This is a genomic window from Bacillus sp. LBG-1-113 (assembly GCF_020708615.1).
Classification (GTDB): Bacteria; Bacillota; Bacilli; order Bacillales; family Bacillaceae; genus Bacillus; species Bacillus mojavensis.
This window is the reverse complement of record NZ_JAJFDG010000007.1, coordinates 32,096-58,019: the sequence shown is the minus strand read 5'-3', so window position 1 is coordinate 58,019 and position 25,924 is coordinate 32,096. Positions and strand designations below refer to the sequence as shown.

The window sequence follows — 25,924 nt, the reverse complement described above, 5'->3', positions numbered from 1 at the left end:
GAGATGCTTTTCTCACTTACACCTTCTCCGTCACAGCCGCACTATCACGCGTGACCGCCGCGGGCTCCCTCAGCATCACGTTCATCACACTCGCCAGCACAAGCATCCCAATCGACAAATAAAAAGCCAGTGTATACTCACCCGTTACCGTATAGATGACGCCGGGCACATATGCTCCGAGGGCAGAGCCAATTTGATGGGCAAGCGACAGCCAGCCGATCATGAGGCCGATCGAGTAGTTTTGAAAGTATTGGGTCGCGAGCATTTGAGTCGGCGCTACCGTGGCGAAGTCCACTAATCCAAACAGAATCGCAAAAGCTAAAAGCAAGTAGGGTTCGTGGCTGTAAATCAGAATCACAATCGACAGCGCGCGCACCGCATATAAAAAACACAGGATTTTCCGGCTGCTCCACCGATCCGCTACGATTCCGGACAGTAAGATACCAGCGATATTAAAACCGGCCAGCAGGCTGACAGCGGCGCTCGTAACAGTTGTAGAAAAACCGTGATCATGAGAAAAGGGAATTAAATGGGTATCCATCAGCCCGACGGTCGTAAAGCCGCAGATTAAAAACGGAAGGATCAACAGCCAAAACTGCCTCATACGAAACATCGCAGTTACTGAGCCTGCTTTGGTTTTTAATCCTGTTTCTACCTCCTCCTCAGCAGTCCCGCCGATCGGCTCTTCATTTTTCTCTGAAGGATGATTTCGCAGCAATAAAAGGGCTGCCGGAAGGACAATGACCATTAACAGCAACCCCAATGCCACAACCGTCAGCTTCCAGCTAAACCAATGGATCAGCATAAGCGAGCCGGGAACCAGCAGCATTTGCCCCGCTCCAAAGCCCGCTTCCATGATTCCAAAGGCAAGTCCGCGCTTTTTGCTAAACCAATTCACCACCAGCACACTTGTTGCTACATTCGATGCTCCGCCAACTCCGAGTGACACCCCCAACCCGTAAAGCAGAAAGAGATGCCACGGTGAAGTGATAAAACATGTCGAGAAAATGCTGATCCCGGTCAGTAACGTGCTCCATGATAAAACCGCCCGCGCGCCCCATCTGTCCACAAGCCGCCCGATCACAGGCTGGGATATCCCGTAAACGACAAAGCTCAGCGTTGAAATCAGCGAGATGGTGCCCCTATCCAGCGAAAACTCCCGCTCCCAAGGCTCGACAAACGCACCAAACGACAGGCGCACACCTTGTACGGCCAGTAAAATCAAAAAGGTGATAAAAACAATGATCCAAGCATAGTGGAGTCTTTTCATGACAGCTCTAAATCCCACCGCTCTTCTGTCAGATGCTGTCCCCATAATGGCGTTTCTTCTTTCACTTCACTCAGTCTGAATCCAAATTTCTCGTAAAGCGGACGGGCTTCAGCCATACTGCTCACTGTCCAAAGATAAATCCGTTCAAACTTCATCTCTCTGCTATATGTAACGAGATGCTCAAGCAGTTGTGTGCCCAGCCCTCTGCCCCGAAAAGCGGCATCAACCAAGAACCATCTCAGCTGCACCGTCTTTTTATCTTGTTTGACCAATCCGACACAGCCTGCAAATTTTCCGCCGCTTTCCGCGATCCATATCTTTTCAATTTCCGCGTCAAATGTCTCATGGAGATAAGCTAAAAATGTATTATCCCAGCCATGAGCTTCTGCATAAAATTGCCTTTGCTTTTCGATGAGAAGGTGAATGTCATCCGATAGATAATAATCTCTGATTGAAATACCCGATGTCTTGGATGAGAGCGACTGAGACAATATGGCTTCAATCTCCTCCATAGCTGTCGCAAGCTTGTGCTGCTCTTCGTCATCGATTTCCTTTAACATCAGCTCAACCTGTTCATTTGCTTTCTTCTCAAGCTTTTTATAAATGGTTTCCCCCGTTTCCGTCACATATATATAATGGTGGCGGGCATCAGCTTTGCTCTTCTCTTTATAAATCAAATCTTCTTTTTCAAACTGTTTTAGCATTCTGCTGACATATCCCCGGTCAAGCCCAAGCTTATCCTGAAGATCTTTCGCCGTACAATTCGGCGTATTGTAAATCTCAAATAGAATCCGTGTCTCCGTTAAGGAAAACGGGCTGTCATAAATGTGTTCGTTAAGGAAGCCAAGAACATTCGTGTAAAATCGATTGAACTTTCTGAATTTTAATCCCACAGCTGATTCATTGATTTTCAAACTCATCCCCACTTTCTATATCGTTGATTAAAGCAATTATAATCATATATAGTTGCTATAGTCAACGATATATCAAAAAGCGAGGCGAGATTTTATTTTCCAGATGCCTTCCTCTTCCTCACCACCATCAATGTAATATACGATAAAATTAGCGAAAACAAACTATAGACAACGGCCCATCCCAAAAATGATTGATTAAAAATCGTAAACGTAAGCACGAGAGAAATAATCAGACTAATCAACGGCATCATATACACGTTTTTACAAACATAAGTCCCGGCGACCGATAACACAATAACCGCTAACGGTAAAATGCCGAATGCGATATCTAATTCATCCACCTGGCAACAGCCTCCTCCCAGATTTTTATGCTACTTGTAAAAAAACATAACCTCAATGATTAAAAGGATAATATTTACTTTTTTCACTCCATTTAAAATTACCCGTTTACATTCACTCCAGACTATGATAGTTTAAGAAAGCGCTATCATAATAAGTTAATAGCTTGGATGGAGATGAGGAGAGCCAGGAATCCCCCCCTTTTGACAAGGGGTGTTTTCTGGCTCTTTTTGTTTGTCAGAAAGGAGGCACGTCACACATCCAACACAAACAGCAAAGGGGATGATTTGATGTTTCACCTATTTAAACCGGCTCCTCACATTGAGAGACTGGATGATTCAAAGACGGATGCGGCTTATAAACGGCTAAGGCTGCAAGTATTCATAGGTATTTTTATCGGCTACGCAGGTTATTACCTGCTGCGGAAAAACTTTGCCTTTGCCATTCCTTATCTGCAGGAACAGGGGTTTTCAAAAACCGAGCTTGGATTGGTGCTGGCCGCGGTATCCATTGCGTACGGCTTCAGTAAATTTATTATGGGCATGGTGTCCGATCGCTGCAACCCGAGGTATTTTCTCGCGACAGGCCTATTTTTATCTGCAATCGTTAATATTCTTTTTGTTTCTATGCCTTGGGTAACTTCAAGCGTCACCATCATGTTTATTTTTATGTTTATCAATGGATGGTTCCAAGGGATGGGCTGGCCTCCATGCGGGAGAACAATGGCCCATTGGTTTTCTATAAGTGAACGCGGCACGAAGATGTCGATTTGGAATGTCGCTCACAACATTGGCGGGGGAATTCTGGCTCCGCTTGTCACTCTTGGAATTGCTATGTTTGTCACTTGGAAAAGCGTGTTTTTCTTCCCTGCCATTATTGCAATACTGATTTCATTTTTAATTGTCCTTTTGGTGCGGGATACCCCTCAATCTTGCGGACTTCCGCCAATTGAAGAGTACCGGAACGACTATCCAAAACACGCTTTCAAAGATCAAGAAAAAGAATTAACGACAAAAGAAATCCTCTTTCAATATGTACTTAATAATAAGTTTCTTTGGTACATCGCATTTGCAAACGTATTTGTTTACTTTGTGCGATACGGCGTAGTGGACTGGGCGCCTACTTACTTAACAGAAGCCAAAGGGTTCTCTCCGGAAGACTCCCGGTGGTCGTATTTTCTTTACGAATACGCCGGCATACCAGGAACGATCCTGTGCGGCTGGATCAGCGACCGCTTCTTCAAGAGCCGCCGTGCACCGGCAGGCGTTCTGTTTATGGCGGGTGTTTTCATTGCCGTATTGGTGTACTGGCTGAATCCGGCCGGCCATCCGCTGGTAGACAACATTGCTCTGATCAGCATCGGCTTTTTAATTTATGGTCCTGTGATGCTCATCGGTCTGCAAGCCATTGACCTCGCACCGAAGAAAGCAGCCGGAACGGCGGCTGGATTGACCGGGTTTTTCGGATACATCGGCGGATCTGCTTTCGCAAACGCCATTATGGGACTTGTCGTTGACAGATTTGATTGGAACGGCGGCTTCATCATGCTGATCTCATCTTGTATACTGGCTATCGTGTTCTTGGCTTTGACATGGAATACGGGAAAACGAGCGGAGCATGCTTAAGAAAAGATTATAAAAGATTAATATTTTCCCAACACGCCATTTACATCCGTTATCTAACATAAAAGCTGTTACTGCTTGTTCATAAGGAGGAAGAAAAGATGCGAAACAATAGATTACTAGCTTTGGTTCTGCTATCTTTTGGTTTGCTGTCGTTTATGGTTACACCAGTTTCGGCAGCCTCAAAAGGAAACCTGCTGTCTCCTGACCGGATCCTGACAGTCGCGCACAGAGGGGCTTCCGGATATGTGCCTGAGCACACCATTCTGTCCTACGAAACCGCTCAGAAAATGAAAGCCGATTATATTGAGCTGGATTTACAGATGACAAAAGACGGGAAACTCATTGTCATGCACGATGAAAAACTGGACCGCACCACAAACGGAACGGGCTGGGTGAAGGATCATACGCTCGCGGAGATTAAGAAACTTGATGCCGGCTCTTGGTTTAATGAAGCTTATCCGGCAAAAGCAAAGCCGCAGTATGCCGGCCTTAAAGTTCCTACATTAGAAGAGGTATTAAATCGTTTTGGCAAACATGCTAACTATTACATTGAAACAAAATCGCCTGACACCTATCCAGGCATGGAGGAAAAACTGATCGCTTCCTTACAGAAGCATAAACTGTTAAGCAAGCAGTCAAAGCGCGGGCAAGTCATCATCCAATCGTTCAGCAAAGAAAGCCTGTTAAAAATTCATCAATTACAGCCTAACCTGCCGACTGTTCAATTGTTGGAAGCAAAACAAATGGCTTCCATGACAGATGCTGCTCTGGAGGAAATCAAAACCTACGCTGTCGGCGCGGGTCCGGATTATAAAGCATTGAATGCAGAAAATGTCCGCATGATTCGCAGCCACGGTCTGATTTTGCATCCTTACACAGTCAATACAGAAGCAGATATGCGCCGCCTGCTCAACTGGGGAGTTACCGGCGTGTTTACCAACTATCCGGATGTATTTCATCATGTGAAAAAAGACTACAAAAAAAGCTTTGAATCCTAGGATTCAAAGCTTTTTCTCATCATTTTCCCTCAAGTACAGCCTGCGCAATATTTACCGCATGATCGCCGATACGCTCCAGGTTACTGATCATATCAACAAATACGATACCCGCTTGCCCTGTACACAGTCCTTCATTTAGACGGATAATATGCTTTTTGCGAAGCTTTCGTTCCATCTTGTCAATTTCATCTTCTTTTTCAATGACATGAGCAGCAGTTTGTTCATCATTGTGGTGCAGAGCCTCCATTGATGCCTTCACAGTGGAAATTGTTAAATCCATCATGTCCGTTAAATCCGTCATGGCTGATTCGGTAATAACGACACGGTGTGCCTGCTGATACTCAATCAATTCAATTACATTTTCAAAATGATCGCCGATTCTTTCAATATCTCTGACAGTATCCATCAGCATATGATGCTCCTCAGATTCATGATCTGAGAGGGAGCTCGATGAAAGCTCAATCAAATAATCGGTAATTTTCCGGTCGAGATTGTTGACCGCATCCTCTAACTGATAAGCATTTGCCGCGTATTTTGTCTGTTTTGTCACTAAGAATTGTTTTGTGACTTCCAGCCCCTGAACCGCAAAGTTCCCCATTTGCAGCACTTCTTCCTTCGCTTGTCCGAGAGCAATAGATGGAGACTGCTCAATAAAAATCGGATCAAGATGCGACTTGTATTCCATCATTGAATCCTTGCCCGGAATCAATTTTGTCACAATCAAAGCCAATAGCCCGACAAAAGGTAGCTGTATGATCGTATTTGACGTATTAAAGATTCCGTGAGCAAATGCAATCGTCATTTTAGGATCAAGTCCCATCGAAGCCTGGAGCCATAAGATCAAAGCTGTAAACGGCTTGAGCAAAATCATGAAAATGGTTGTCCCGATTAGATTGAACAGTACATGAGTAGCCGCAGCACGTCTCGCTGCAACAGATGCTCCAAGAGACGCAAGCACCGCGGTGATCGTCGTCCCGATATTGTCCCCGAATAACACTGGCAGCGCGCCGTTAATATCAATCAGACCATCTGCGAATAAACCTTGCAGAATACCGATAGTGGCACTGGAGCTTTGCACGAGAACCGTAAACAAAGTGCCGATGACGACACCGAGAACCGGATTTGAACTCATATTGACTGTTAAATCATGAAAGGCCTCGAGGGAACGAAGCGGTTTCATGCCGCCGCTCATTAACTCCAATCCATAAAATAAGGCCCCAAACCCAAACACAATCTGGCCCACATTTTGCACATTTTTATGCTTAAAGAAAAACAATAAAAATCCGCCGACAGCAATAATCGGCAACGCATAGGCCCCTATATCGATTCCGATAATAAAAGCGGTAACCGTTGTACCAATATTGGCGCCCATAATGACCCCAATCGCCTGCCGCAGTGTCATAAAACCTGCGCTCACAAGTCCAACGGTAATAACCGTCGTTCCAGAGCTGCTTTGTATCAAAACCGTCACAATCAAACCCGCTAACACGCCCATTAGCGGATTGCTTGTAAAGCGGTCTAAAATATTTCTTAGTCTATCTCCAGCCGATTTCTGAAGCCCGTCTCCCATGAACTTAATCCCAATCAGGAAAATACCAAGGCCTCCCAGAAATTCGAACAGTAATGTTTGTAAGTCAATCCCCAACATGTTCACCTCTATTTAGACATTATTCAGCAAACTCTCTTCGATTATGTTTCAAGTTCATATGATTGTAAACAAGTCGCCAGACAATTTTACAATAACTTAACAATGAGTAAGAAGGACCCCAACCGCATTTACATTGGTGTAATATTTCACGATAACCATGACTTGTTGACTAAAAAAACCTTGTGCTCTCAGCACAAGGTTTTCTCCATTTATTCTTTTCCCGCAGCAGCTTCTGACTGTGCGCTTATCAGCTGGCTATTAATCTCCTTCGCATCTTTCAAATACTCTGTCTTAAATCCGCTCTTCAGCGCCCACACATAGAAACCGAGCGATACAAAGGCAATCAAGGCCATATCCCAGCCATACGTAATGACGTTTAGACCGCCGAATTTGTCACTGCCCAAATAGGAAATCATCATCATGACAAGCAGGTAAAACACCATCCATATGCCAGCTTTAACGTTTTGGCCAAATCCTTTCCATTTCGCCTTAGCCTGATAATAGAAATAAATCGGAAGTCCGATCAAAATAATAAACAGAACCTGCCCTGTTAACGGCCAGCGCGCCCAATACAGCACAAGCGACGCAAAGATAAATCCAAGCGGTGCAATTACGCTTAAGCCTTTTAAACGAAGAGGCCTGTACAAATCCTTCCCTGTCCGTCTCAATGTCATCACTGTAACCGGGCCTGTAATATAAGAAATTAATGTGGCTACAGAAATAATTTCCGCTAATACACCCCACCCTCTGAACAGGAACAAAAAGATAAACGAAACAATCAAGTTAAAAAACATCGCTTGGCGCGGAACGCCGTAAATCGGATGAAGCTTGCCAAACACGCTCGGCATGTATTTGTTCTTCTCCATTCCGTAAATCATGCGGGAAGTCGTCGCCGTATACGTAATACCAGTTCCGGAAGGTGACACAAAAGCATCCGCATATAATACGATGACAAGCCAGTTAATATTTAATGCAATCGCCAAATCAGCAAAAGGAGAATTAAAATTAAGATGGCTCCAGCCGTGAGCGATATCAGACGGATTCACCGCTCCGATGAAAGCAATCTGCAGCAGCACATAAATGACTGTCGCAACTAACAGAGAACCGACAACTGCAATTGGAATCGATTTCCCGGGATTTTTGGCTTCTCCCGCCATATTGATCGGGCTTTGAAATCCGTTAAACGCAAACACGATACCGGAAGTCGCAACCGCAGTCAGAACACTTGCCCAGCCATTCGGTGCAATGCTCTGGCCCGCTGTAAAGTTTTCTCCATGAAATCCGACAAACAGCAAAGCGCCAATTGTCAGGCCTGGAATAATGATTTTAAAAATTGTAATTAATGAATTCGCTTTCGAAAACAAATTGACTGTCCAGTAGTTCAGCAGAAAATAAATCAGAAGCAAAACAGAAGCAAACACCAATCCTTCTCCTGTCAGCGTTCCGTTTTTCACCAAACCGCTTGTCCATTTCGCCCATTCCCATGGCCATGAACTCATATATTGAACGGAGGCCACAGCTTCAACAGGAATAACGGATACAATCGCAATCCAGTTGGCCCAGCCTGCAATAAATCCGATAAACGAACCGTGTGAATATTGCGTATATTTTACCATTCCCCCTGCCTCAGGGAACATAGAACCTAATTCACTATAAGAAAGAGCAATAAATAAAATAACGATCATGCCGATAACCCATGAAATAATGGCAGCCGGCCCCGCAATTTGGGCAGCGCGCCACGCCCCAAATAACCAGCCTGACCCGATCATCGACCCGAGCCCGACCATCATAAGGGCAAACGTCCCCATTCTTCGATGTAACTGATTCATATCGTAAACACCTTTCATGTATGATGACATTCTGTTGCTAAGTTATATTATTATTCTGATTACTTCACTTTGTCAATATTTATCGAATTTTAACTAAAATAATATAAAATCAATGTATAGTGCCTTCCAATATAGGAATGAAGTAACTAGCTTCACCTAAAATAAAATGTACTGTTGATAAAATACACAGAGGTTTAGCCTTAAGCAAAACGGGAATGATACAGGAAACATTACTTTTAAAATAGAAAGGAGTTATTACCATGAAACAAAAGCTGTTATTTTCCGGTCTCGCTGTTTCAACTGTCGGCATCACTTCTTATCTATTAAAAGACCCGTCAAACCGCCAAAAGGCAAGAGAATTCATTCACAGCATGAAAATGAAGTTAACAAAACAACCAGACATGGAAACGTTCCCAGTCGATAAGGCCGGTCACCCGCACCCGCATGACATTGAGGACAACAAAATGGTATCCGAAGGCTCCATGTACCCTGTTCAATACTACGATGAAAAAAAGAAGTAATCAAAAAAGCTCTCTTCGAAAAGGAAGAGAGCTTTTATATTTACCTTTTCCGTCTAATGCCGCTCATCACAAATCCGCTTTCAGGCATTGACGGCATTCTGGCAAGACTGTAATGCAGCGATTGTTTTGGCACGTCATATTCAACCTGATTCACGAGAAAATCCAGGCTCGCTTTCATCACTTCAATGGTAATCCCTTCCCCCGGACAGCGATGGCCCTTCTCCGCGTTGCCCCCGCCTTGAGGGATGAAATCAAACGGATTTTCCTCCCGCTCTTTAAAACGCTCAGGCCGGAATTCATCAGGATTGTTCCACATACGGGGATCATGATTCGTTCCATACACATCAAGCAGCACTGATGCCCCCTTCTTAAACTCACAGTCATTCCATATAAAATCCTTTTTGACAACGGCTCCTAAAAACGGGCCAAAGGGATAAAATCTGCGCACCTCTTGCACAAACATTTCTCTTTCCTGACTGCCTCCAGAACGAAGCCATTCCTTATACTTTGGGTGTTCATCCAGCGCCAACGCTGAAAACGAGATAAAGTAAGCAATCGCTATAATCGGACGCAGCACATTAATGAGCTCGATGGCTGCCATGCGGGCATCAAGCCGGCTCCCATTCTCTTGCGTATAAAAAGCCATTTCATGCAGCGCTGATCCATGTTCTGTTTTCAGCCTGCCGCCGCGGACATCTTCTATCAATTTTTCAATCCACTCTTCCGTCCGAGGTCTTGCCCTTCTTCCCTTCCAATGCCGCGGCCCCACTGCACCAAACGCGTCTACCATATCAATGAAATCGTCCGCTCTCTCTTTCACTTCCGTTTCCTTCAGCGGAACACCCGCCCAATAGCAGGCCACTCGGCATAAGATTTCTTTTGCTTCATCAAACAACACCACCTGATCCGCCATTTCCCATCTTGTTACAGCCGCTTCCCACTGCTCTTTCATCAGATCAGCCAGCCGTTTTTGATGCGGAGGTGTCATCAATGACAGAAAAAGCAGCTTTCGATGGATATGAGCGTCGCCATCCATTGTCTGGATCGCATTGACGCCAAACAGCGATTTCTGCACTCGTTTCGGGAGAGCACCCTGCCGCTGAAACCGTTCAGTATCATAAAATACCTTCGCAGCCTCCGCCCCGCTCATACAAATAAATGTTTTTCCAAGCAAGCGTGCCTGAAACAAATCCGAATGGTAATGTTCTTTTCTATTCTTGATAAACAAATATCCTTCCCGCATCAAAGCCACACTGTTATCGAGGCTTTTGTCATGTGGAATCTGCTCATTCATCCCGCAACCCTGCCTTCCTTTTTTACTTCTGTTTTCACTTTATCTCACGAAGATAAACCCAATGACAGTATTTGCTTCCAAGCATTTTTTCATTACTTTTAAAGGTAGAAACACAGAAATGGAGAAAAGATAGATGATCAAAACAAAGGGGAGATCAAAATGAAGAAATGGATATATGCTTTTCTTGTGCTGGTCATTGCCGGTTCAGGAGGTTTGTCCCTCCATGCAAAAGCGCCCGCCAATGAAACAAAAAAGCACCTGAATGTAAGCCGAATGAATGTGGATAAGGAGTTCAAGGATACTGACGGAACCTTTATCCTTCATGATTTAGAAAAGGATCAGACATTTGTCTACAACAAGAAACGGGCCAACAAAAGACAAACTCCGCAATCTACCTTTAAAGTGACCAATGCCTTAATCGGCTTGCAGGTGAAAGCTGTCCGGGATGAATATGATGTCAAACGCTGGGATGGCGTCAAACGCGAATTCGAATCATGAAACCGCGACCATACGCTTGGCTCAGCCATGCGGGAATCTGCCATCTGGTATTACCAGGCATTAGCGAAGGACATCGGCGAGGAAAGAATGAAAAACTGGCTTCATACCCTGTCATACGGAAACGAAGATATCAGCGGCGGAATCGACCAGTTTTGGCTGCAAAGCTCTCTGACTATTTCTCCGTTGGAACAAGAAGCCTTTATGGAGAAGCTCTACAAAGAGAAGCTCCCGTTTGACAAAACAGTCATGAAAACCGTCAAACGCATGATGATTCAAGAAGAAGGAGATCATTATACGCTTTACGGCAAAACCGGAACTCGCCTGACAGACATGGGATTAGGGTGGTTTGTCGGATTCATCAAAACAGAGCACGGTTCCTATACGTTTGTCACCAATGTTGATGACTCCGGTACAACAGCCAAAAACATCACAATTGATCTTCTAAAAAAATATGGCCTGATCACTTCATAAATGAATGAGCCCTGCAAACGCACAGGGCTCTTAAATGTCATTCTCAAAGCAATAATGATTCACAAGCTCTTCAATTAAATCATGATCCGGGTAATCACCGTTAAACTCGAATTCAATTTCTTCAACAAATTCTCCATGACGATACACGTGGATCGCCCCATTTTGCCGGACGACACTAAATTCCGGCTGAAACATATATCCGCTTCGTTCAATCGCACCCAATTTCATTCCCGCCTTTCTCAAAGCAGTAATTCATACACCTCATTTAATTCCTTGGCCCGTTTTTGATCCTGTTCGTCTTGGGCATACTTAATCTCCTTTTCCAGCACCTGATTCAAATATGACATCTCATCGTCATCCAAATCCTTTACAAACTCCTCTTCATTGGCATACCGCTGCGCCAGCATCTTCTTGCAAATCCGCAGACAGACTTCATTTTCAAGATGATTTGAAAGTGACTCCCGCAAATAACCGAGTGTAACATCCATGATATAAGCACCTTTCCTTTGCGTTCTTTATCCTATAGGTTGCTGAAATGAGAAAAATTCATACGCAAAAAATGAAAAAAGAGACATCAGTCAATGTCTCTTTTTCCTGTATTATTCAGCTGCTTGATTTCTTTTTGTAACGTCCGCCTGCACGCGCTTGCCAATTCCAAAAGCATAATAACTGATGACCACAAGAGCTAAGAAAATAACCCCTACAATTAAAGATATCCGAGTATCATTATTAAACCACATGCCGACAAGAACCATCAGCAAGAAAGCAATTGTCAAATAATTTGTGTAAGGTGCAAACGGCATTTTGAACGGATGTTTATCTAACGCAGCGCCCTTCGCTTTTCTGAACCCGAGGTGGCTGATCAAAATGATAAACCAAGGGATCATCCCCGGCAGCACGCTTGCGCTGTATACATATACGAAGATCTTCGGCGGCGCAACATAGTTCAGCACAACGCCGACAGCTAATCCGATCAGCACTGCGATTGTGCCATACAGCGGCACACCATTTCGAGAAATCTTCGCAAAGAATTTCGGTGCCTGTCCATTGACACCTAATGTATAAAGCATACGTCCCGCGCTGAAAATCCCGCTGTTGCAGCCTGACATCGCCGCCGTGATAACGACAAAGTTAATAATGCCGGCCGCTGCCGTAATTCCAACTTTAGAAAACGTAGACACAAACGGGCTTCCAAGTGCATTCAGCTCATCCCAAGGATATACCGTCACGATCACAAAAATAGCACCAATATAGAAAATCAAAATGCGCCAGATAATGCTTTGAATCGCGTTGCGCAGCGTGTTTTGCGGGTCCTTTGCTTCTCCGGCAGTAATCCCGATCAGCTCAACCCCTTGATAAGCCGCTATAACCAGAGACAATGCAAAGAAAAATCCTGAGAAACCGCCCGCAAAGAAGCCGCCGTGAGACCATAGGTTAGACAAACCGATAGCATCTCCGCCATTGCCAAAGCCGAAGAAAATAATTCCTAATCCCGCGATAATCATTAAGATAATCGTCACAATTTTAATCATCGCAAACCAAAATTCAAACTCACCAAACGACTTAACAGAAATTAAGTTCGCTGCACCAAGAATTGCCATAGCTACGATACCAGGTATCCAAGCAGGCAAATCCGGGAACCAATATTTCATATAAGAACCGACTGCGATAATTTCTGACATGCCGACGATCACCCACTGGAACCAGTTGCTCCACGCCGTCATGTAACCAGCAAGGGGATGAATGTATTGATGGCCAAATGTTGCAAAAGAACCGGTACTTGGTTCCACATACAGCATTTCACCCATTGCACGCATGATAAAAAAGATAAAAATTCCGCAAATCGCATAAGCCAGAAGGACAGACGGGCCAGTCCATGAAATCGTGCTGGCAGAACCCATAAATAAACCAACACCGATCGTACCGCCCAAGGCAATCATCTGAATATGACGGGCGCTCAAGCCCCTCTTCAATTCTTTATTTTCCACTCCGCTTCCTCCTCTTAAAAACGAATACAGCTCAACCGAAATAGCATAAAGGCCGATCAGCCTTCAAAACGTTCTTCATTTCGTATGAAGCTACAAATATCAGAAAATTCAATCATAAAATTGTTAGATAATCTCCAAAATTACTTATTTCATCATAATAAATTTCTCTGGAAAATACAATTGTTTTTTTCGGGTAAACACTTTCATTCAATGGGTTTGATCTATCACTTCAATTAAAATCTTTTATATGAATATAATGAAATCAGAACAATATGAAAACGATATATGATACAGCTGCTTTCATGAGATGGGCATAAAAAAATAAGCTGTTCACGATGAACAGCTTACCTAATAATTTACGCCAGTTTGGCGTTTTAATGTTTCTAGCCACTCCGTATCACCTGTCCCATAGCCCTTGCTTTGCCCCAGATCTCTCAAAGACCCATTGATGTAGCCAATTGACAGTATGAAATCAGGGATGGCATCATACCCGATTTCCGCCATTTTACTGAGCTGTGATCCATAGTGAGATATAGCATAGGAAGCAGTTTGTTTTTGCATAGGATCATTCTCAAGTTTTTCTTTATATACCTCTAATAGATCTCGTCCGTCAGGTGTGATGTATCGGCCGTCGACAACTTCTAAATCCTTCAAATGGTAGCCTGTGACTTCGTACATCTCACGAACTGCTTGATACTTTTGATACGCCGCTTCGGAATATTGTGATGAATCACGGGCCTGGCTTTTCATGATATGTACAAACAGCTCTTTGCTGTTGTCTCCAGATTGCAGCAATCGCTCAATTTGACCGATGAGCTCCTTGTCGTCTGTTCCGCTCACCTTTACCTTATAATCGATGGGTGTAATGGTAAACGTAAGTTCTGTACCCGCCGGGATTTGAATATGGTTCCGATTCAGGAGCACTTGAAGCTGTTGGTTAACCTGGCTTCGCTGGAACACCTTTGCATTCTCCGATTCCGCTTCCCCATTAAACGTAAGATTGCGAAACGCTGCATCCTGGAGATTATAGTTTTGCGCCTTTCCTTTGAATAGCCATTCTGTTTCATTATCGTAAGCAGCCTGTCTTTCTGCAGCTGACAGATCACTTCTGAAATAAGGAGACTTCGAATTTTGATACTTATCCTTTATATAACCTAAAGGATCGGACTTCGTTTTGTTTATCGCATTCATTCGGCTGTACTTTTCATCTAGAATTTTGATTCGGATATCGCTCTCAGATTCATAAGGATTATTGGATCGAATCACAGTTTCTTCCCCTGTGTCTGTCACTGTTCGGTCATTTGCTGATTGAAACACTTTGCTGAAAGTCCCGTTGTTCCCCGCTACACTGGTTTTTGAGTAATTGAGCTGATCGATTCCCTTCTCAGAGGGCCGTGTCTCAAGCCGGCTGTATGCCTTTTCCAGCACCTCTGCAGATGTACTCCTGCCTTTATCAGCCGAAACCTTTTTCGTGATATTCTGTGCCATGAGCTGGGTGCGGATATATTGACGATTCAGACGCATTCGATTCCCTCCTGAATAATTCTCTCTTCTCTATTTATCGGCAAATCCCTTGTATATATTAACCTCTTAAAACATTTATTTACACTTTAAACTTTATTATGTATGATGGAAAAAAAAGGAGGTTTTCTCATGACTAAAAAATGGATCATTCAATTCGCTATCATGCTGTCAGTTCTATTTACTTGTACTTATTCTGCTTCCGCAGCCGGAATCAATGCCATTACAGGGAACAATTCATTTGATACAGCAGCCCCAATCGGATATTGGAAATATAAGAATATAGACACAACGATACTGGAAGCCGGACAAGATGAAGCCTATTTCACATTTACAGCCAATAAGGGAGAAAAATTATACGTAAGAAGTACATACCAGAGTGCGTACACAGGGATGAAAATCGAAATTTACGATAAGAACAGAGTACCTGTTTCGCAAGGCACAGAAGTCATTAATCCTAATACATTTTCTTCTTTTATTTATGCAAATGCCGACGCCCAAAACACCACTGATACATTCTATGTAAAAGTGTCCCGCGGCACCTATACTGGAAACATGTATTTCACACTTTCAATTGAAGACCGGATCAAATCCGGCAGCGGAACGTTCCAATTCAGCGGCGTGGCTGAAAATAAAGGAAATACAAGCCTTAGCCCCTCAGGTTCTGACTCCAGCGTCATCAAGCTTGACTTAACAAACCAATCAGGAATTCCTCGTGATGCCACTGTAACAAGAGTCCAAACAACCGCTACTCAAACACCAAGCCAGGGAAATACACGACATATCATCATGACGAGTGAAAACAGCGAATGGCGCCGTGCTCTTGTGAATAGCTCAACTTCGGGATCATATGATATATCCTTAACAGACCAACTCAGTGCGGCAAAGGTATGGAGTTTTAAATACAATACATTAGCGACTGCGAAATCAACGATGAGTAATGTAAAGGCAAAAATAGATTATCAATACGATGTCACAAAGCAGTTTTAATGTCATACTGAGCTGGCTCAGATTCCATGATCCGGCTCTTTTTTTATGCTAAGCTTCCATAGAATAGACTTAGCCCAAGATGCAATTGTTTTGATAAACTATCATCAGTACAACTAAGGGAAGTGCAGCGCGAATGGCATTAAAACAGTTAAAAAAGCTATTATTTGACCGCCCTCTGAAGGACGGCGTCATACTGAACAACCAATACAAAATCGAAGAATGCCTCGGCATGGGCGGCTACGGCTTGGTTTATGTGTGCACCGATGTCCTTACGCAAACACCGTACGTTTTAAAACAGCTCCGTCCGACAAAAGCCAAAAAACAAAAGGAAAGAGTCCGATTTCAGCAGGAAATTGGTCTGCTCAAACGCATCAGCCACCCGCAAATCCCGGCCTATATAGAAGACTTCATCATAGACGGACAAGCCTACTATGTCATGCAGATGATCGAGGGCGATAATATAGAGGAATTGTTATTTTTTCAAAAACAGCCGTTTACAGAGCTGATGGCATTACAGCTGATGTCTCAGCTGCTGGACATTGTAGAATACCTGCATGAACGTCTTATTTTTCACAGTGACATCAGAACGCCAAACATTATGATGAATCACGGTAACGTATGCCTCATCGATTTCGGCCTTGCTAAACAGTTGTCTCGTGAAGAAGATGAGGAATTAAAGCTCAGAAAACGGGATGACTTCTTCGACCTCGGTGAAACCCTGTTGTTCCTGCTGTACTCTCAATATAAAGGGAAAAAGAAGAAAAACGCCACTTGGCTGGAGGAATTAACGCTGACAAAAGAAGTAACCCTGCTGCTGAAAAAATTATTGGGCATTGAGGAAGAATATCAGCACACCGCTTCTATTCGCGAAGACCTGAACCGCGCGATTCAATCAGTGACATAAAAAAACCCTTGTCCCAATGCGGAACAAGAACTTTTTTGAATTAACTGCTGCTGTAGCTACGGCGTTTGTAGCGGTGACTGCCGCCATAACGATCGTAATGTCTTCTTCTGCCAGAGCTGCTGCTGTAGCTGCGGTAATGCCGGCGCCGGCTGCTGCTGTAGTGCCGGTGTCTCCGATGGCGATCACTCGAGCTGCTTGAGAGGTACTTGATTGTTTTGATGATTTTTTTAAACATATGCTGTTCACCCCTTTTCTGCTTCCTATTATATATAATTCTCTGATAGAAAGAAAAACATAGCAGGATCACTTTTTTGAAAACAAAAACGCAGTACCATTTTCATTTGTCTGCAGCACATAGGTAATACGAAGCAGCCGGCATACATCCTCAATAATCTTCAGCCCAAGCCCGTCACTGTCTTGTTCTCTGTCAAATCCAATGCCATCATCGCGAATCGAAACAGCGCCGTTTTCTATCTTGACTTCCAGCTTTTCAGCTTTCGAATGCTTTAGCGTATTTTGAAAAATGTTATCGAACAGTCTCTGCATCCATAAACCGTTGCTTATCCATATCACATCTTGATCTGTTGGCTTATAGTGCAATTCAATCCCATTCACACTGTATAAATAATCCCACTTTTTCACCGCTGTTTCTAATAGATCGTTTATTCGTACTTCTTCATTTATAATATATGAACTCTCTAACGTTTCAGTGGAAAATAGATTCAAGTCATTCGTTAATTCCGCAATATATTCAATTTGCTGGTACAAAGATTCAAATGCAGTTTGATCCTGGCACTGGCTCTCCAAATAAAATAACTGCAGCCTGAGAGCTGTTAAAGGTGTATTAATATCATGCCTTAGTTTTTGCATCAGCTCCTTTTTCATGTCCTCTCGCTGACTTAGTTCCAGTTCCCGGTACGTTGTCCGTTCAATTAACAAGTTAACCGACTTAATCAATTCGCCAATTTCATCATCGTTTTTAACTTCCAGTTTATTGGGGATCTTTTTATCGCCCGCTAAACGCCGAATGGTTTGATTCAATAGATTGATTTTACGCAGCAGAGAATGAATTGATTTTGAAAATAAAAAAGCTAACAAAAAAAGTGATAATAAAAATACGGCCAGCATTGCCGGATACGCAAAAGACCTGTGAAAAGGCATGCCATGATTGATCGGTTTAAACATGCTGTCATAAATCACCGACATCAAAATGCTAACCGCCAGCAACAGTACCGGAACACTAATGACGGCCGTACATAATAACAACTGATATTTTGTCTTTAGCTTCATTTCTTCACAACGGTATTCAGCCGATACCCTTCTCCATAGATATTTTCAATGATCTCACCCGCTACATCATTAATTTTCGCTCTGATTTTTTTAATGTGCACATTCACGATATTCGGGTTTCTGTCTTCAAGCTGCCATAGATAGGCAAAGAAATGTTCCTTCGTTAAGATACTGTTTTTGTTTTCGTACAGATAGAAGAATATTTTCCGCTCAATCGCGGTAAACAGCACTTCATGATGCAAATCTCCATTGAATACCTTTTTGGTGTCTGCATCAATATGCAAATGTTTAATTCTCGTAAAGGTGCCATAATGATGCTCAAGCATATTCTTCATTCTCAGCAGCAGCTCTCTCGGATCAAAAGGTTTTACCATATAATCCTCGCCGATTTTTAATCCTTGAAGCTTGCTGTCCATATCATTGCGGGCGGACAGAAAAATGATAGGAATATTTAACCCTACATCTTTTATTTTTTTAGACATTTGATACCCGTCCTCACCCGGCAGCATGATATCCATAATGACCAAATCAGCCTTCTGAATGACTGAAAGCACATCCGCTCCGTCCGTTTTCCAGCTGACATCGTATCCCTCACGCTGCAAAATCTTCTGCAGCAGATCACCAATCATGACATCGTCTTCCACGATTAAAATATGATAACCCTTCATCTTAGCGAACCTTTCATTTCAGTTTTTGTTTGAGAAACTTCATAGAAAGCTGATAGATCTGATCAGGCTGGTATAAATATATGCTGTGTGTGCCCCTTAACTCTCTCACTTCTGATACTTCTAATTGGTCTGCAAGTTCTTTATAATCTTTACGTTGCTGTTTTGTATATTTTGAGTCTTTATATTGATCAGCAATGGCATCTAAAAATAAAATTGGTGTTTCTTTTGGTACCGGCAGATTCACAGATTTCCTGCCGTTTTGGTAAGACTGTAACAGCTCATGCGCCATATCAGCATTGAAAAATTGCTTAAAAGATATGGCTTTATAGATTTCTTTTTCATGATCAGTTAAAAACGACTGCCGAATCACCTCGGGATTATAGGCAGCAGACGGCATAAACCGATGAATACCGATCGACGTTAACAGATGGAACCCCCTTACTTTCAGTCTGTCAATCCCGCTCAATTTATACGTGACATACTGCTGAGGCAATCCAATGTCCATCGCAATAATGGCCTTGATTTCCTTAGGATATTTCTGCGCCCAATACATCGCTTCAATTCCTGATATGGAATGAGGCATTAAAATATAAGGAGGCTTATTCCCGCTTTGCAGTAGCGCTTTTCTCGTCTGTTCCAATATTGTATCAATATCTCTGTCATCATCATACACATCGCTGTAACCATAGCCCGCACGATTCACTACAGCAATCTTGTTTTCTTTTGAAAACTTGCTGTACAACCCCTTCATCTCATAAGCAGGCGCAGCAACCCCCGAACCTGACATAAACACAAACGTATCCTTCCCGCTTCCCTCTTGATAAACATTCATTCTCTTACCGTCAACATCGACTACTGTGCCTTTTTCTTTAAGAAGTGCTGCTTCCTTATTTAGTTGGTAATGGTGGTAGATAAAAACGGAAACAGCCCCAAGCAAAATCAATGCACCTATGCCGCCAAAAAAGATTTTTACGACTTTCCATAATGTTTTCATATGATGCTCCTTTCACGTGATACCGAAAGGATACGGTATAAAAATAAATTTCTGATTAACTTTGGAAAATTTTATTTTCACATTTGACTTTGCCCTTACGGAAAGGTGTACATTTGGAGCATGGAGGTGATCGCTTGCTATCGATCGGTGAATTTTCGAAGATATGCAAAGTATCAACAAAAACATTGCGATACTATGATGAAATTGGATTAATCCACCCCGAAGACATTAACCCTGAAAATGGATATCGATATTATTCGATCAGACAGCTGAAAAAAATGCTCTTGATTAACCGTTTAAAGTCCTATCAATTTTCTCTGGAAGAAATCAAAAACATTCTCGATTTGGAAGAGGATCTGGCTGAAGAAAAGCTTGGTTCTGCCCTTCATCGAAAAAGAAAAGAAGTACAAGAAAAGATCAATGCTTATGAATATACCCTTACACAATTGAACCTCGATATTCTGCGTGCAGAGAAAGGCAAACCAATGATGTCATGGCTTGACGATATAGAAGTAGTGCTTGCCGAAACCCAGCCAATGACCATCCTGTATTTACGCAAAATGATGAGCAGTAATGACTATGCCCTAGGATACGAAAAATATTTTAGCAGGCTATATGAAAGAATTGCTGTTGATAAACTTACCTTGCTCGGTACGCCCATGACAATTTATCACAGCCCTGAGTACAACCCTGCCGGCAATGATACAGAGTTTGCGATTCCAATAGAGGAGACTGTTAGAGGAACAAAAGATTTGCGCGGAGGTCTATGCGCAAAGTCTGTATTAAAGGGCCCCTATTCAGAATTGACATCCGTATACGCTAAGCTGAGGGAATGGGTCGAAAATGAGGGCTATGAATTGGCGCAATCCCCCTATGAAGTGTATGTAACTGATCATCTTCATGCCGCCATTCCAGAGGATATTGTGACCGAAGTGTATTTTCCAATAAAGAAAAAAGAGAGGTAACTGTCATGCAAAGAAACGACTGGCCAACTGAAGACCCGGCAGCCTTGGGGATGGACGCCGAAAAACTGTTTGAGCTTGACCCTAAGATAAAATCTGAATACAGCAATATAAACGGTATTGTGGTTGTAAAAAATGGATACATCGCTTATGAACGCTATTATCATGGCTATGGACCGAATGATACGCATCATATAGCATCAGGAACCAAAAGTATCTTATCCGCCCTTATTGGGATTGCGATAGATGCAGGATACATAAAAAATGTCGATCAAAAGGTGCTCAACTTTTTCCCGGAATATATACCCCATCCTGCCGACAAACAGAAACGAGACATCACCATACGCCATCTTCTCACAATGACGGCCCCCTACCCATTTGAGGAATGGCACGAACCACTCGACAAGATGTGCATGCAGCCAGACTGGGTCACCTATACGCTGGATATGCTGGGGCAAGGAGGAACGATCGGCACATTTAAATACTCCACCGCAGGCGCGCATCTGCTGTCAGCCATCATCACCCGCAGAACAGGAAAAAGTGCCCGCGAATTCGCCAACGAGCGCCTGTTTAAACCGATCGGCGTGAAAGAAATCCCGCATTATGGTATGCAATCATTCGGCTTTGACGATCTATTCGGAAAAAATGTGAAAGGCTGGGTGAATGATCCCAACGGCAACTCAACCGGAGGATGGGGGCTTACGATGACTCCGCGGGATATGGCACGGTTTGGTTGCCTTTATTTGAATCATGGTACTTGGAACAATCAACAGATCATTCCTGAATCATGGATTGACCAATCAACTGCGATGAACGCTAATAACTACGGCTATCTATGGTGGCTGCGTGATGAGGACAGTGTTTTTTCATACTCAGCACTAGGCGATGGCGGGAATGTGATTTGCTGTGTTCCGGAGAAAAACCTGGTTGTAGCCATTGCATCGGAGTTCATCATGAATGCTCGTGACAGGTGGCAATTGATTAAGGAGTATTTAGTTTCTCAATGAAATTATGAAAATTGACAAACGAGAATTCCTTATTGGCAGCCTGCTCTAAGGAGCACGATATTGAGAAGGCTGCCATTCTTTCTTATGTCAATTAAACTTTCACAAAACAGAATTCAGCGATATTTTATCCATGTAGTAACATAAAATCACCACAAAGCCTTTTTCTCTTCTTCCTGCTCGATAAACAAATGATTTTCAGGACGGCCCAAAACAGAAAAAAGCGCCAAAAGCAACTTCCATCCTCGAAGCGGACTTCCGCATCTAAACTTCAACACTTCTCCTTCCGCTAAAGTAAACCTCAAAGTTGGGCTTGTACACCAAGCAATCTTCACTTGAATAACATGCTCACCAGGCGGCAAATCAATTCGCAGCCTCCCTCCATCTTTGATATTTCCCATCTCAGCCCCATCAATTAGCACTGAATACTCTCTCAATTTGTTGATGTACTGCGATGTCCTTCTCATTTCAATGTACGTCTTTTGATTCACGATGACACATCCTCAAAGTAGTGATCTTACAGGCGAGAAGCGTTAGAACCCTTCCGCCATATCGTTATTTCCATTCCTAGTATATTATAAATTGCTGTACCTCAGATCTCCGTCGGCAAAAATCTCTTTCAGCTTCAGTGTGCCTTCTACTTGGGCTTATAAAAAAACACCCGCTTGTATTTACAAGCGGATGTTAGATCTTTCGAAATGAACCCATTGAATTTTAACAGTAAAACAAAGCAGTATATTATTGTTTAATATCTTTTAGCGCCTGTTTCGGTTGTGAATGAAAACTCATCAATGATGCAATAATTGCAATCATAACCCCTAATGCACCAATCCAGGTAATCGAGGCCAATGATACGTTTTATACAAAAACCCCGCCTATTCCTGCGCCGACTGCCATGGCGAATTGCATCATTGACTGATTCATGCTAAGCAAAACACCTGACATTTCCGGTTCTATTGTAGCCAAGTGAAATTGCTGTGTCGGACCGGTAGACCATGCGGCAAACGACCATAATATCAGAATCACCAACACTCCGACATAGGAATGGGTGACAAGTGACAGCAGAATCAGTGTGACGATATGCAATGTCATCCCTCCAACGAGTGTAAAGGGCACTCCCCATTTATCGGTGCTATATCCCCCAAACTTTGATCCAACCAAACTGGCAATCCCGAATATAAGCAAAACACCGCTAAGCAGATTGCCGCTTATTCCTGAAATGTTCAAGAGATAAGGTGACAAATAGGTATAAGCAACAGAATATCCCCCGAGCCAGAAGAAAGTGATTGATAATCCCATCGCCACTTTCCGTTTTTTGAAAAGGGCAAGCTGTTGAAGCAAAGGTACGGGCTTATCTCCTTCAGTATGCGGAAGAGTAAAGAATATAACGGCCATTGCGATCAATCCCAACAAAGCAATTGCACCAAATACAGACTTCCAGCCTAATGCTGTTGCTATCAATCTTCCAAGCGGAACACCAATGATTAAAGAAGCGGTAAATCCCATAACGACCGTAGCGATGGCACTGCCCTGCTTCCCTTCCGGCGCAATCTTAGCGGCAATCGTTAATGCGGTGACAACAACAACACCTGCTCCCATCGCCATAATGATCCGTGCTGCAATAAACCATCCATAACCAGGCAGGACAAAGGCCAAAATATTGCCGAACACAAACAAACCGAGAGCATACATCATCAACCTGCGTCTATCCATACTTGCTGTCAATGCCATGAGTACGGGTGTAGAAAGAGCATAAACAAGTGAAAAGATTGTAATGAGCTGGCCCGCGGCAGCCAAGGTTATCCCGAGTGTATCAGCAATGTGATCCAAAATTCCGGAAATGATGTACTCTGAAGTTCCGACTAAAAAGCTGACAATGGCTAAAATGTAAATCTTCCAAGTGTTAGACATAAACGTTCACTCCTTAATCATTAATATAACTACATATCACGAATTAACGATATGTTGGATCAAAAAATAAACACATCGTAATATGTCGATATGTATGGCGTAAAAATAAACATCTATTGATGTTTATTTTTATATCTCTGTTTTAAGAAAGTCAGCAAGTTTCCCAATGGCTTCTTCATCTCTTTTGTAATACGTGTACTTTCCGATTCGTTCCGCCTTAATCAGGCCGGCTCTTAAAAGGATGGTGAGATATTGGGAAGCCGTCGATTGCGTCATTTTCAATTTGTCTGTTATTTGACTGACACATACCCCGATTGTGTTCATATCAATCCCTTCATGGGGTGCAAAATGACGATCCGGTTCCTTCAGCCATTGCAAAATTTGCAGCCTTGATTCATTTGATAAGGCTTTGAATACTTCAATTGGTTCCATATTGATTATTATATCGTTATATTCCGATATGTCAATTCGTTTTTTTATTTTTGATGACTGACTTTTTTAGAATTAAAAATCTGAAGACTTATTTCAGTTTTGTTGGAGGTATTACAGAACTTAACTTTCGCCTATCTACTGCTAGATTGACCATTAGAAAGCGTTGCTTTATATATACTTTGCCCTGCTTCTGCTTTTTTATTTCTCCAACAAGGACCATATCTTAATCTATCCATAACACAAATTTTCGCTTCAAAGCCATTATGATGCATGTGTTTGCTCACGAACAACAACTTCCTTGACGTTTCCGCGAATGCTTGTGTTTGGATATGTAAGAATGTTTTTCATGTCTTTCAGTTAAATTGAATGTAATACTGTTCAAGTGTAGACTGTAAAAAAAACATCCGCTCGTAACAAAAGCGGATGTTAGATCTTTCCGAAATGAACCATTGAAGCTTCAGGAATAACAAGACAGTGTTTAATAAAACATTTTAACTCTCTAGATTATAATTTTTTCTCCAGATCATTACTTAATTTAAATACCATCACTCGCTCACCTGTCCGAGAGCTTAAATCTGTATGAAAACTTTTCACTTCTTCTCCAGTTATCGTTAGGATGATATTCTTAAGACCTTCTATCCCTGATTCAACTAACTCCGAACGAGTTTGTTTAATAGATAACATGCCCTCTTTTGTTCCACAAACTGTATATTCAGCAGGTGTTAAAATTCCCTTTAAATTAACAATGATCATATCCCGCAATATATCAGTCTTAACAGACACAGACCCGCGCCCAAGATAATCCTTTTCCCATTGCGTAATTGATTTACTGATCTCTGATTCATAAGAACCCTTCGATTTCTTCATATATAAAACATCTCCTGGCAAAATAATTAGCAGCATATTCTATTTGTTAGTTCGTCTCATTAATATTCTCTTACAACATGTCCTTCATATACACCTTCAATATCCAAATCAGTGTTACCGTTTCTTAAGACCACTATCATTTTGGATAACATATTTTCTTCCATCATAGAGTGTACATGCAAAATACGAATGCTCCCTAAATGGGTTTCCTCAACTTCTTCATAAGATTTTAAATGATAAAAATGAATTGCTTTTCTTATTACTTTTTTCAAACATTCCATATTTTCACGATCAAACGAGCTCATTTCCTCTATTGTTTTCGTGACAAAATCAGTTATATTGGCGCCCATTACATTCTCCTTAGAACTGCTTTCTCCCCTATATGGGTGTAGAAGCTGACCACTTCACTCCATCATGACAAGCAATGATCAGGTAAGGCTTGACCTGTTTTGCTAGAAGGAACCTCCACAATTGAGGATTCCCCATCCTTATGATCAACGATTAAACCTCTAACTTTAACATATGACGGCACAAGTGGATGTTGGCGTATGATATCAACACTTTTTTCAATCGTGCCGCTGTTATTTTCATTTAGCCACTCATCGACCGTACCGCCTAAAAATTCAGGCTTGCAATGTTGAAAGAGATAATCCAATGTTTGTATTTTATCTTTCATTGTTTCAAGTTGAGTGAGTCCATAACCTGTTGAAGTCCGCTTATCATTGGTTCCTACTACAAAAACCTCCTCAACATCTTCCTGGTAAATCGCAAAAATAACAGACCTCATGATTTCTCCATAAGGATGTGAGATAGCGGCACCATAGCTTTGTATAGTCAGCATATTTTCTGCTGGAGTGTTAGTCACTTCTTGTAAAATAGGCTCCAAACCGTTTTCAATGTCCGTCAAAAATAATACTTTTTTATTTTGATTTACATTCATATAGCACACCTCTTCTACATGTTTATCATTTTTATATTAAGTAACA

The 25,924-nt window shown here is 42.5% G+C and carries 26 protein-coding genes and 2 pseudogenes; 8 read left to right on the top strand and 20 right to left on the bottom strand.

The window, feature by feature from the left end; all coding sequences use genetic code 11:
* Window positions 1-16: 16 nt before the first annotated feature.
* The 3 genes from LJF29_RS15980 to LJF29_RS15970 form a co-directional block, all read right to left on the bottom strand.
* Window positions 17-1,270, bottom strand: coding sequence for an MFS transporter (locus LJF29_RS15980; protein ID WP_229149727.1), 1,254 nt, complete (start codon window positions 1,268-1,270; stop codon window positions 17-19).
* Window positions 1,267-2,184: a bifunctional helix-turn-helix transcriptional regulator/GNAT family N-acetyltransferase gene (locus LJF29_RS15975; RefSeq protein WP_229149587.1), complete on the bottom strand. Its 918-nt coding sequence runs from the start codon at window positions 2,182-2,184 to the stop codon at window positions 1,267-1,269. The genes LJF29_RS15980 and LJF29_RS15975 overlap by 4 nt, the downstream gene beginning before the upstream one ends.
* Window positions 2,185-2,276: 92 nt before the next feature.
* Complete coding sequence (locus tag LJF29_RS15970) at window positions 2,277-2,525, bottom strand: YbeF family protein (RefSeq protein WP_229149585.1); 249 nt, start codon at window positions 2,523-2,525, stop codon at window positions 2,277-2,279.
* A gap of 288 nt (window positions 2,526-2,813) precedes the next feature.
* Between LJF29_RS15970 and glpT the strand changes: the two genes are divergently transcribed.
* Both glpT and LJF29_RS15960 read left to right on the top strand, forming a co-directional pair.
* On the top strand, window positions 2,814-4,148 hold the full coding sequence (glpT, locus tag LJF29_RS15965; protein WP_010332849.1) for a glycerol-3-phosphate transporter: 1,335 nt from the start codon (window positions 2,814-2,816) through the stop codon (window positions 4,146-4,148).
* Window positions 4,149-4,246: 98 nt separating this feature from the next.
* Window positions 4,247-5,146 (top strand): glycerophosphodiester phosphodiesterase, encoded by a 900-nt coding sequence (locus LJF29_RS15960; RefSeq protein WP_229149583.1) that lies wholly within the window; start codon window positions 4,247-4,249, stop codon window positions 5,144-5,146.
* A gap of 19 nt (window positions 5,147-5,165) precedes the next feature.
* On the opposite strand, the gene LJF29_RS15955 is transcribed toward LJF29_RS15960, so the two are convergent.
* Together LJF29_RS15955 and LJF29_RS15950 are read right to left on the bottom strand one after the other, a co-directional pair.
* Window positions 5,166-6,791, bottom strand: a complete 1,626-nt coding sequence (locus LJF29_RS15955) for a Na/Pi cotransporter family protein (protein WP_411802142.1) — start codon at window positions 6,789-6,791, stop codon at window positions 5,166-5,168.
* Between the two features lie 212 nt (window positions 6,792-7,003).
* Window positions 7,004-8,623 carry an APC family permease gene (locus LJF29_RS15950; RefSeq protein ID WP_229149580.1) on the bottom strand — a complete coding sequence of 540 codons (1,620 nt, stop codon included), beginning with the start codon at window positions 8,621-8,623 and terminating at the stop codon, window positions 7,004-7,006.
* A gap of 260 nt (window positions 8,624-8,883) precedes the next feature.
* Between LJF29_RS15950 and LJF29_RS15945 the strand changes: the two genes are divergently transcribed.
* Entirely contained in the window at window positions 8,884-9,144 is a 261-nt protein-coding gene (locus LJF29_RS15945) for a hypothetical protein (protein WP_010332845.1), read from the top strand.
* Between the two features lie 40 nt (window positions 9,145-9,184).
* On the opposite strand, the gene LJF29_RS15940 is transcribed toward LJF29_RS15945, so the two are convergent.
* Window positions 9,185-10,438 (bottom strand): cytochrome P450, encoded by a 1,254-nt coding sequence (locus LJF29_RS15940; protein WP_229149578.1) that lies wholly within the window; start codon window positions 10,436-10,438, stop codon window positions 9,185-9,187.
* A gap of 159 nt (window positions 10,439-10,597) precedes the next feature.
* On the opposite strand from LJF29_RS15940, the pseudogene blaOXA reads away from it, so the two are divergent.
* Window positions 10,598-11,407, top strand: a pseudogene (gene blaOXA / locus LJF29_RS15935) (class D beta-lactamase).
* Window positions 11,408-11,437: 30 nt separating this feature from the next.
* Here the strand turns inward: blaOXA and LJF29_RS15930 are convergent.
* From LJF29_RS15930 to LJF29_RS15915, 4 genes are all read right to left on the bottom strand, one after another.
* Window positions 11,438-11,629, bottom strand: a complete 192-nt coding sequence (locus LJF29_RS15930; protein WP_229149566.1) for a DUF5370 family protein — start codon at window positions 11,627-11,629, stop codon at window positions 11,438-11,440.
* 17 nt (window positions 11,630-11,646) lie between these two features.
* Entirely contained in the window at window positions 11,647-11,895 is a 249-nt protein-coding gene (locus LJF29_RS15925; RefSeq protein WP_229149564.1) for a sigma-G-dependent sporulation-specific acid-soluble spore protein CsgA, read from the bottom strand.
* A gap of 111 nt (window positions 11,896-12,006) precedes the next feature.
* On the bottom strand, window positions 12,007-13,395 hold the full coding sequence (locus LJF29_RS15920; protein WP_229149563.1) for an amino acid permease: 1,389 nt from the start codon (window positions 13,393-13,395) through the stop codon (window positions 12,007-12,009).
* Window positions 13,396-13,743: 348 nt separating this feature from the next.
* Complete coding sequence (locus LJF29_RS15915) at window positions 13,744-14,919, bottom strand: DUF4885 domain-containing protein (protein WP_010332839.1); 1,176 nt, start codon at window positions 14,917-14,919, stop codon at window positions 13,744-13,746.
* A 129-nt stretch (window positions 14,920-15,048) separates the two neighbouring features.
* Here LJF29_RS15915 and LJF29_RS15910 point away from each other — a divergent pair, with 129 nt between their 5' ends.
* Window positions 15,049-15,906 carry a hypothetical protein gene (locus LJF29_RS15910; protein ID WP_229149561.1) on the top strand — a complete coding sequence of 286 codons (858 nt, stop codon included), beginning with the start codon at window positions 15,049-15,051 and terminating at the stop codon, window positions 15,904-15,906.
* A gap of 133 nt (window positions 15,907-16,039) precedes the next feature.
* Window positions 16,040-16,810 carry a serine/threonine protein kinase gene (locus tag LJF29_RS15905; protein ID WP_229149559.1) on the top strand — a complete coding sequence of 257 codons (771 nt, stop codon included), beginning with the start codon at window positions 16,040-16,042 and terminating at the stop codon, window positions 16,808-16,810.
* On the opposite strand, the gene LJF29_RS15900 is transcribed toward LJF29_RS15905, so the two are convergent.
* The 4 genes from LJF29_RS15900 to LJF29_RS15885 are packed head-to-tail and all read right to left on the bottom strand — an operon-like array spanning window position 16,799 to window position 19,762.
* On the bottom strand, window positions 16,799-17,056 hold the full coding sequence (locus LJF29_RS15900) for a hypothetical protein (protein WP_229149558.1): 258 nt from the start codon (window positions 17,054-17,056) through the stop codon (window positions 16,799-16,801). The two genes, LJF29_RS15905 and LJF29_RS15900, sit on opposite strands and share 12 nt — an antisense overlap.
* Window positions 17,057-17,113: 57 nt before the next feature.
* Window positions 17,114-18,100 carry a sensor histidine kinase gene (locus LJF29_RS15895; protein WP_229149557.1) on the bottom strand — a complete coding sequence of 329 codons (987 nt, stop codon included), beginning with the start codon at window positions 18,098-18,100 and terminating at the stop codon, window positions 17,114-17,116.
* On the bottom strand, window positions 18,097-18,768 hold the full coding sequence (locus LJF29_RS15890) for a response regulator transcription factor (protein WP_229149543.1): 672 nt from the start codon (window positions 18,766-18,768) through the stop codon (window positions 18,097-18,099). The genes LJF29_RS15895 and LJF29_RS15890 overlap by 4 nt, the downstream gene beginning before the upstream one ends.
* Before the next feature lie 13 nt (window positions 18,769-18,781).
* Entirely contained in the window at window positions 18,782-19,762 is a 981-nt protein-coding gene (locus tag LJF29_RS15885; RefSeq protein ID WP_229149542.1) for an alpha/beta fold hydrolase, read from the bottom strand.
* 134 nt (window positions 19,763-19,896) lie between these two features.
* Between LJF29_RS15885 and LJF29_RS15880 the strand changes: the two genes are divergently transcribed.
* On the top strand, window positions 19,897-20,727 hold the full coding sequence (locus LJF29_RS15880) for a MerR family transcriptional regulator (RefSeq protein ID WP_229149541.1): 831 nt from the start codon (window positions 19,897-19,899) through the stop codon (window positions 20,725-20,727).
* Window positions 20,728-20,732: 5 nt separating this feature from the next.
* Window positions 20,733-21,731: a serine hydrolase domain-containing protein gene (locus LJF29_RS15875; protein WP_010332831.1), complete on the top strand. Its 999-nt coding sequence runs from the start codon at window positions 20,733-20,735 to the stop codon at window positions 21,729-21,731.
* 146 nt (window positions 21,732-21,877) lie between these two features.
* Here the strand turns inward: LJF29_RS15875 and LJF29_RS15870 are convergent, their stop codons facing one another.
* The 6 genes and pseudogenes from LJF29_RS15870 to LJF29_RS15845 all read right to left on the bottom strand — a co-directional run bounded on the left by LJF29_RS15870 (window position 21,878) and on the right by LJF29_RS15845 (window position 25,878).
* Entirely contained in the window at window positions 21,878-22,219 is a 342-nt protein-coding gene (locus LJF29_RS15870) for a hypothetical protein (RefSeq protein ID WP_010332829.1), read from the bottom strand.
* A 247-nt stretch (window positions 22,220-22,466) separates the two neighbouring features.
* Window positions 22,467-23,639 (bottom strand): annotated as a pseudogene (locus tag LJF29_RS15865) (MFS transporter).
* Between the two features lie 129 nt (window positions 23,640-23,768).
* Entirely contained in the window at window positions 23,769-24,071 is a 303-nt protein-coding gene (locus tag LJF29_RS15860) for an ArsR/SmtB family transcription factor (RefSeq protein WP_003234907.1), read from the bottom strand.
* A gap of 504 nt (window positions 24,072-24,575) precedes the next feature.
* Complete coding sequence (locus tag LJF29_RS15855) at window positions 24,576-24,938, bottom strand: DUF2294 domain-containing protein (protein WP_010332827.1); 363 nt, start codon at window positions 24,936-24,938, stop codon at window positions 24,576-24,578.
* 59 nt (window positions 24,939-24,997) lie between these two features.
* Complete coding sequence (locus LJF29_RS15850; RefSeq protein WP_229149539.1) at window positions 24,998-25,288, bottom strand: DUF6407 family protein; 291 nt, start codon at window positions 25,286-25,288, stop codon at window positions 24,998-25,000.
* Between the two features lie 62 nt (window positions 25,289-25,350).
* Complete coding sequence (locus tag LJF29_RS15845) at window positions 25,351-25,878, bottom strand: carbonic anhydrase (protein WP_229149538.1); 528 nt, start codon at window positions 25,876-25,878, stop codon at window positions 25,351-25,353.
* Between the last annotated feature and the right edge of the window lie 46 nt (window positions 25,879-25,924).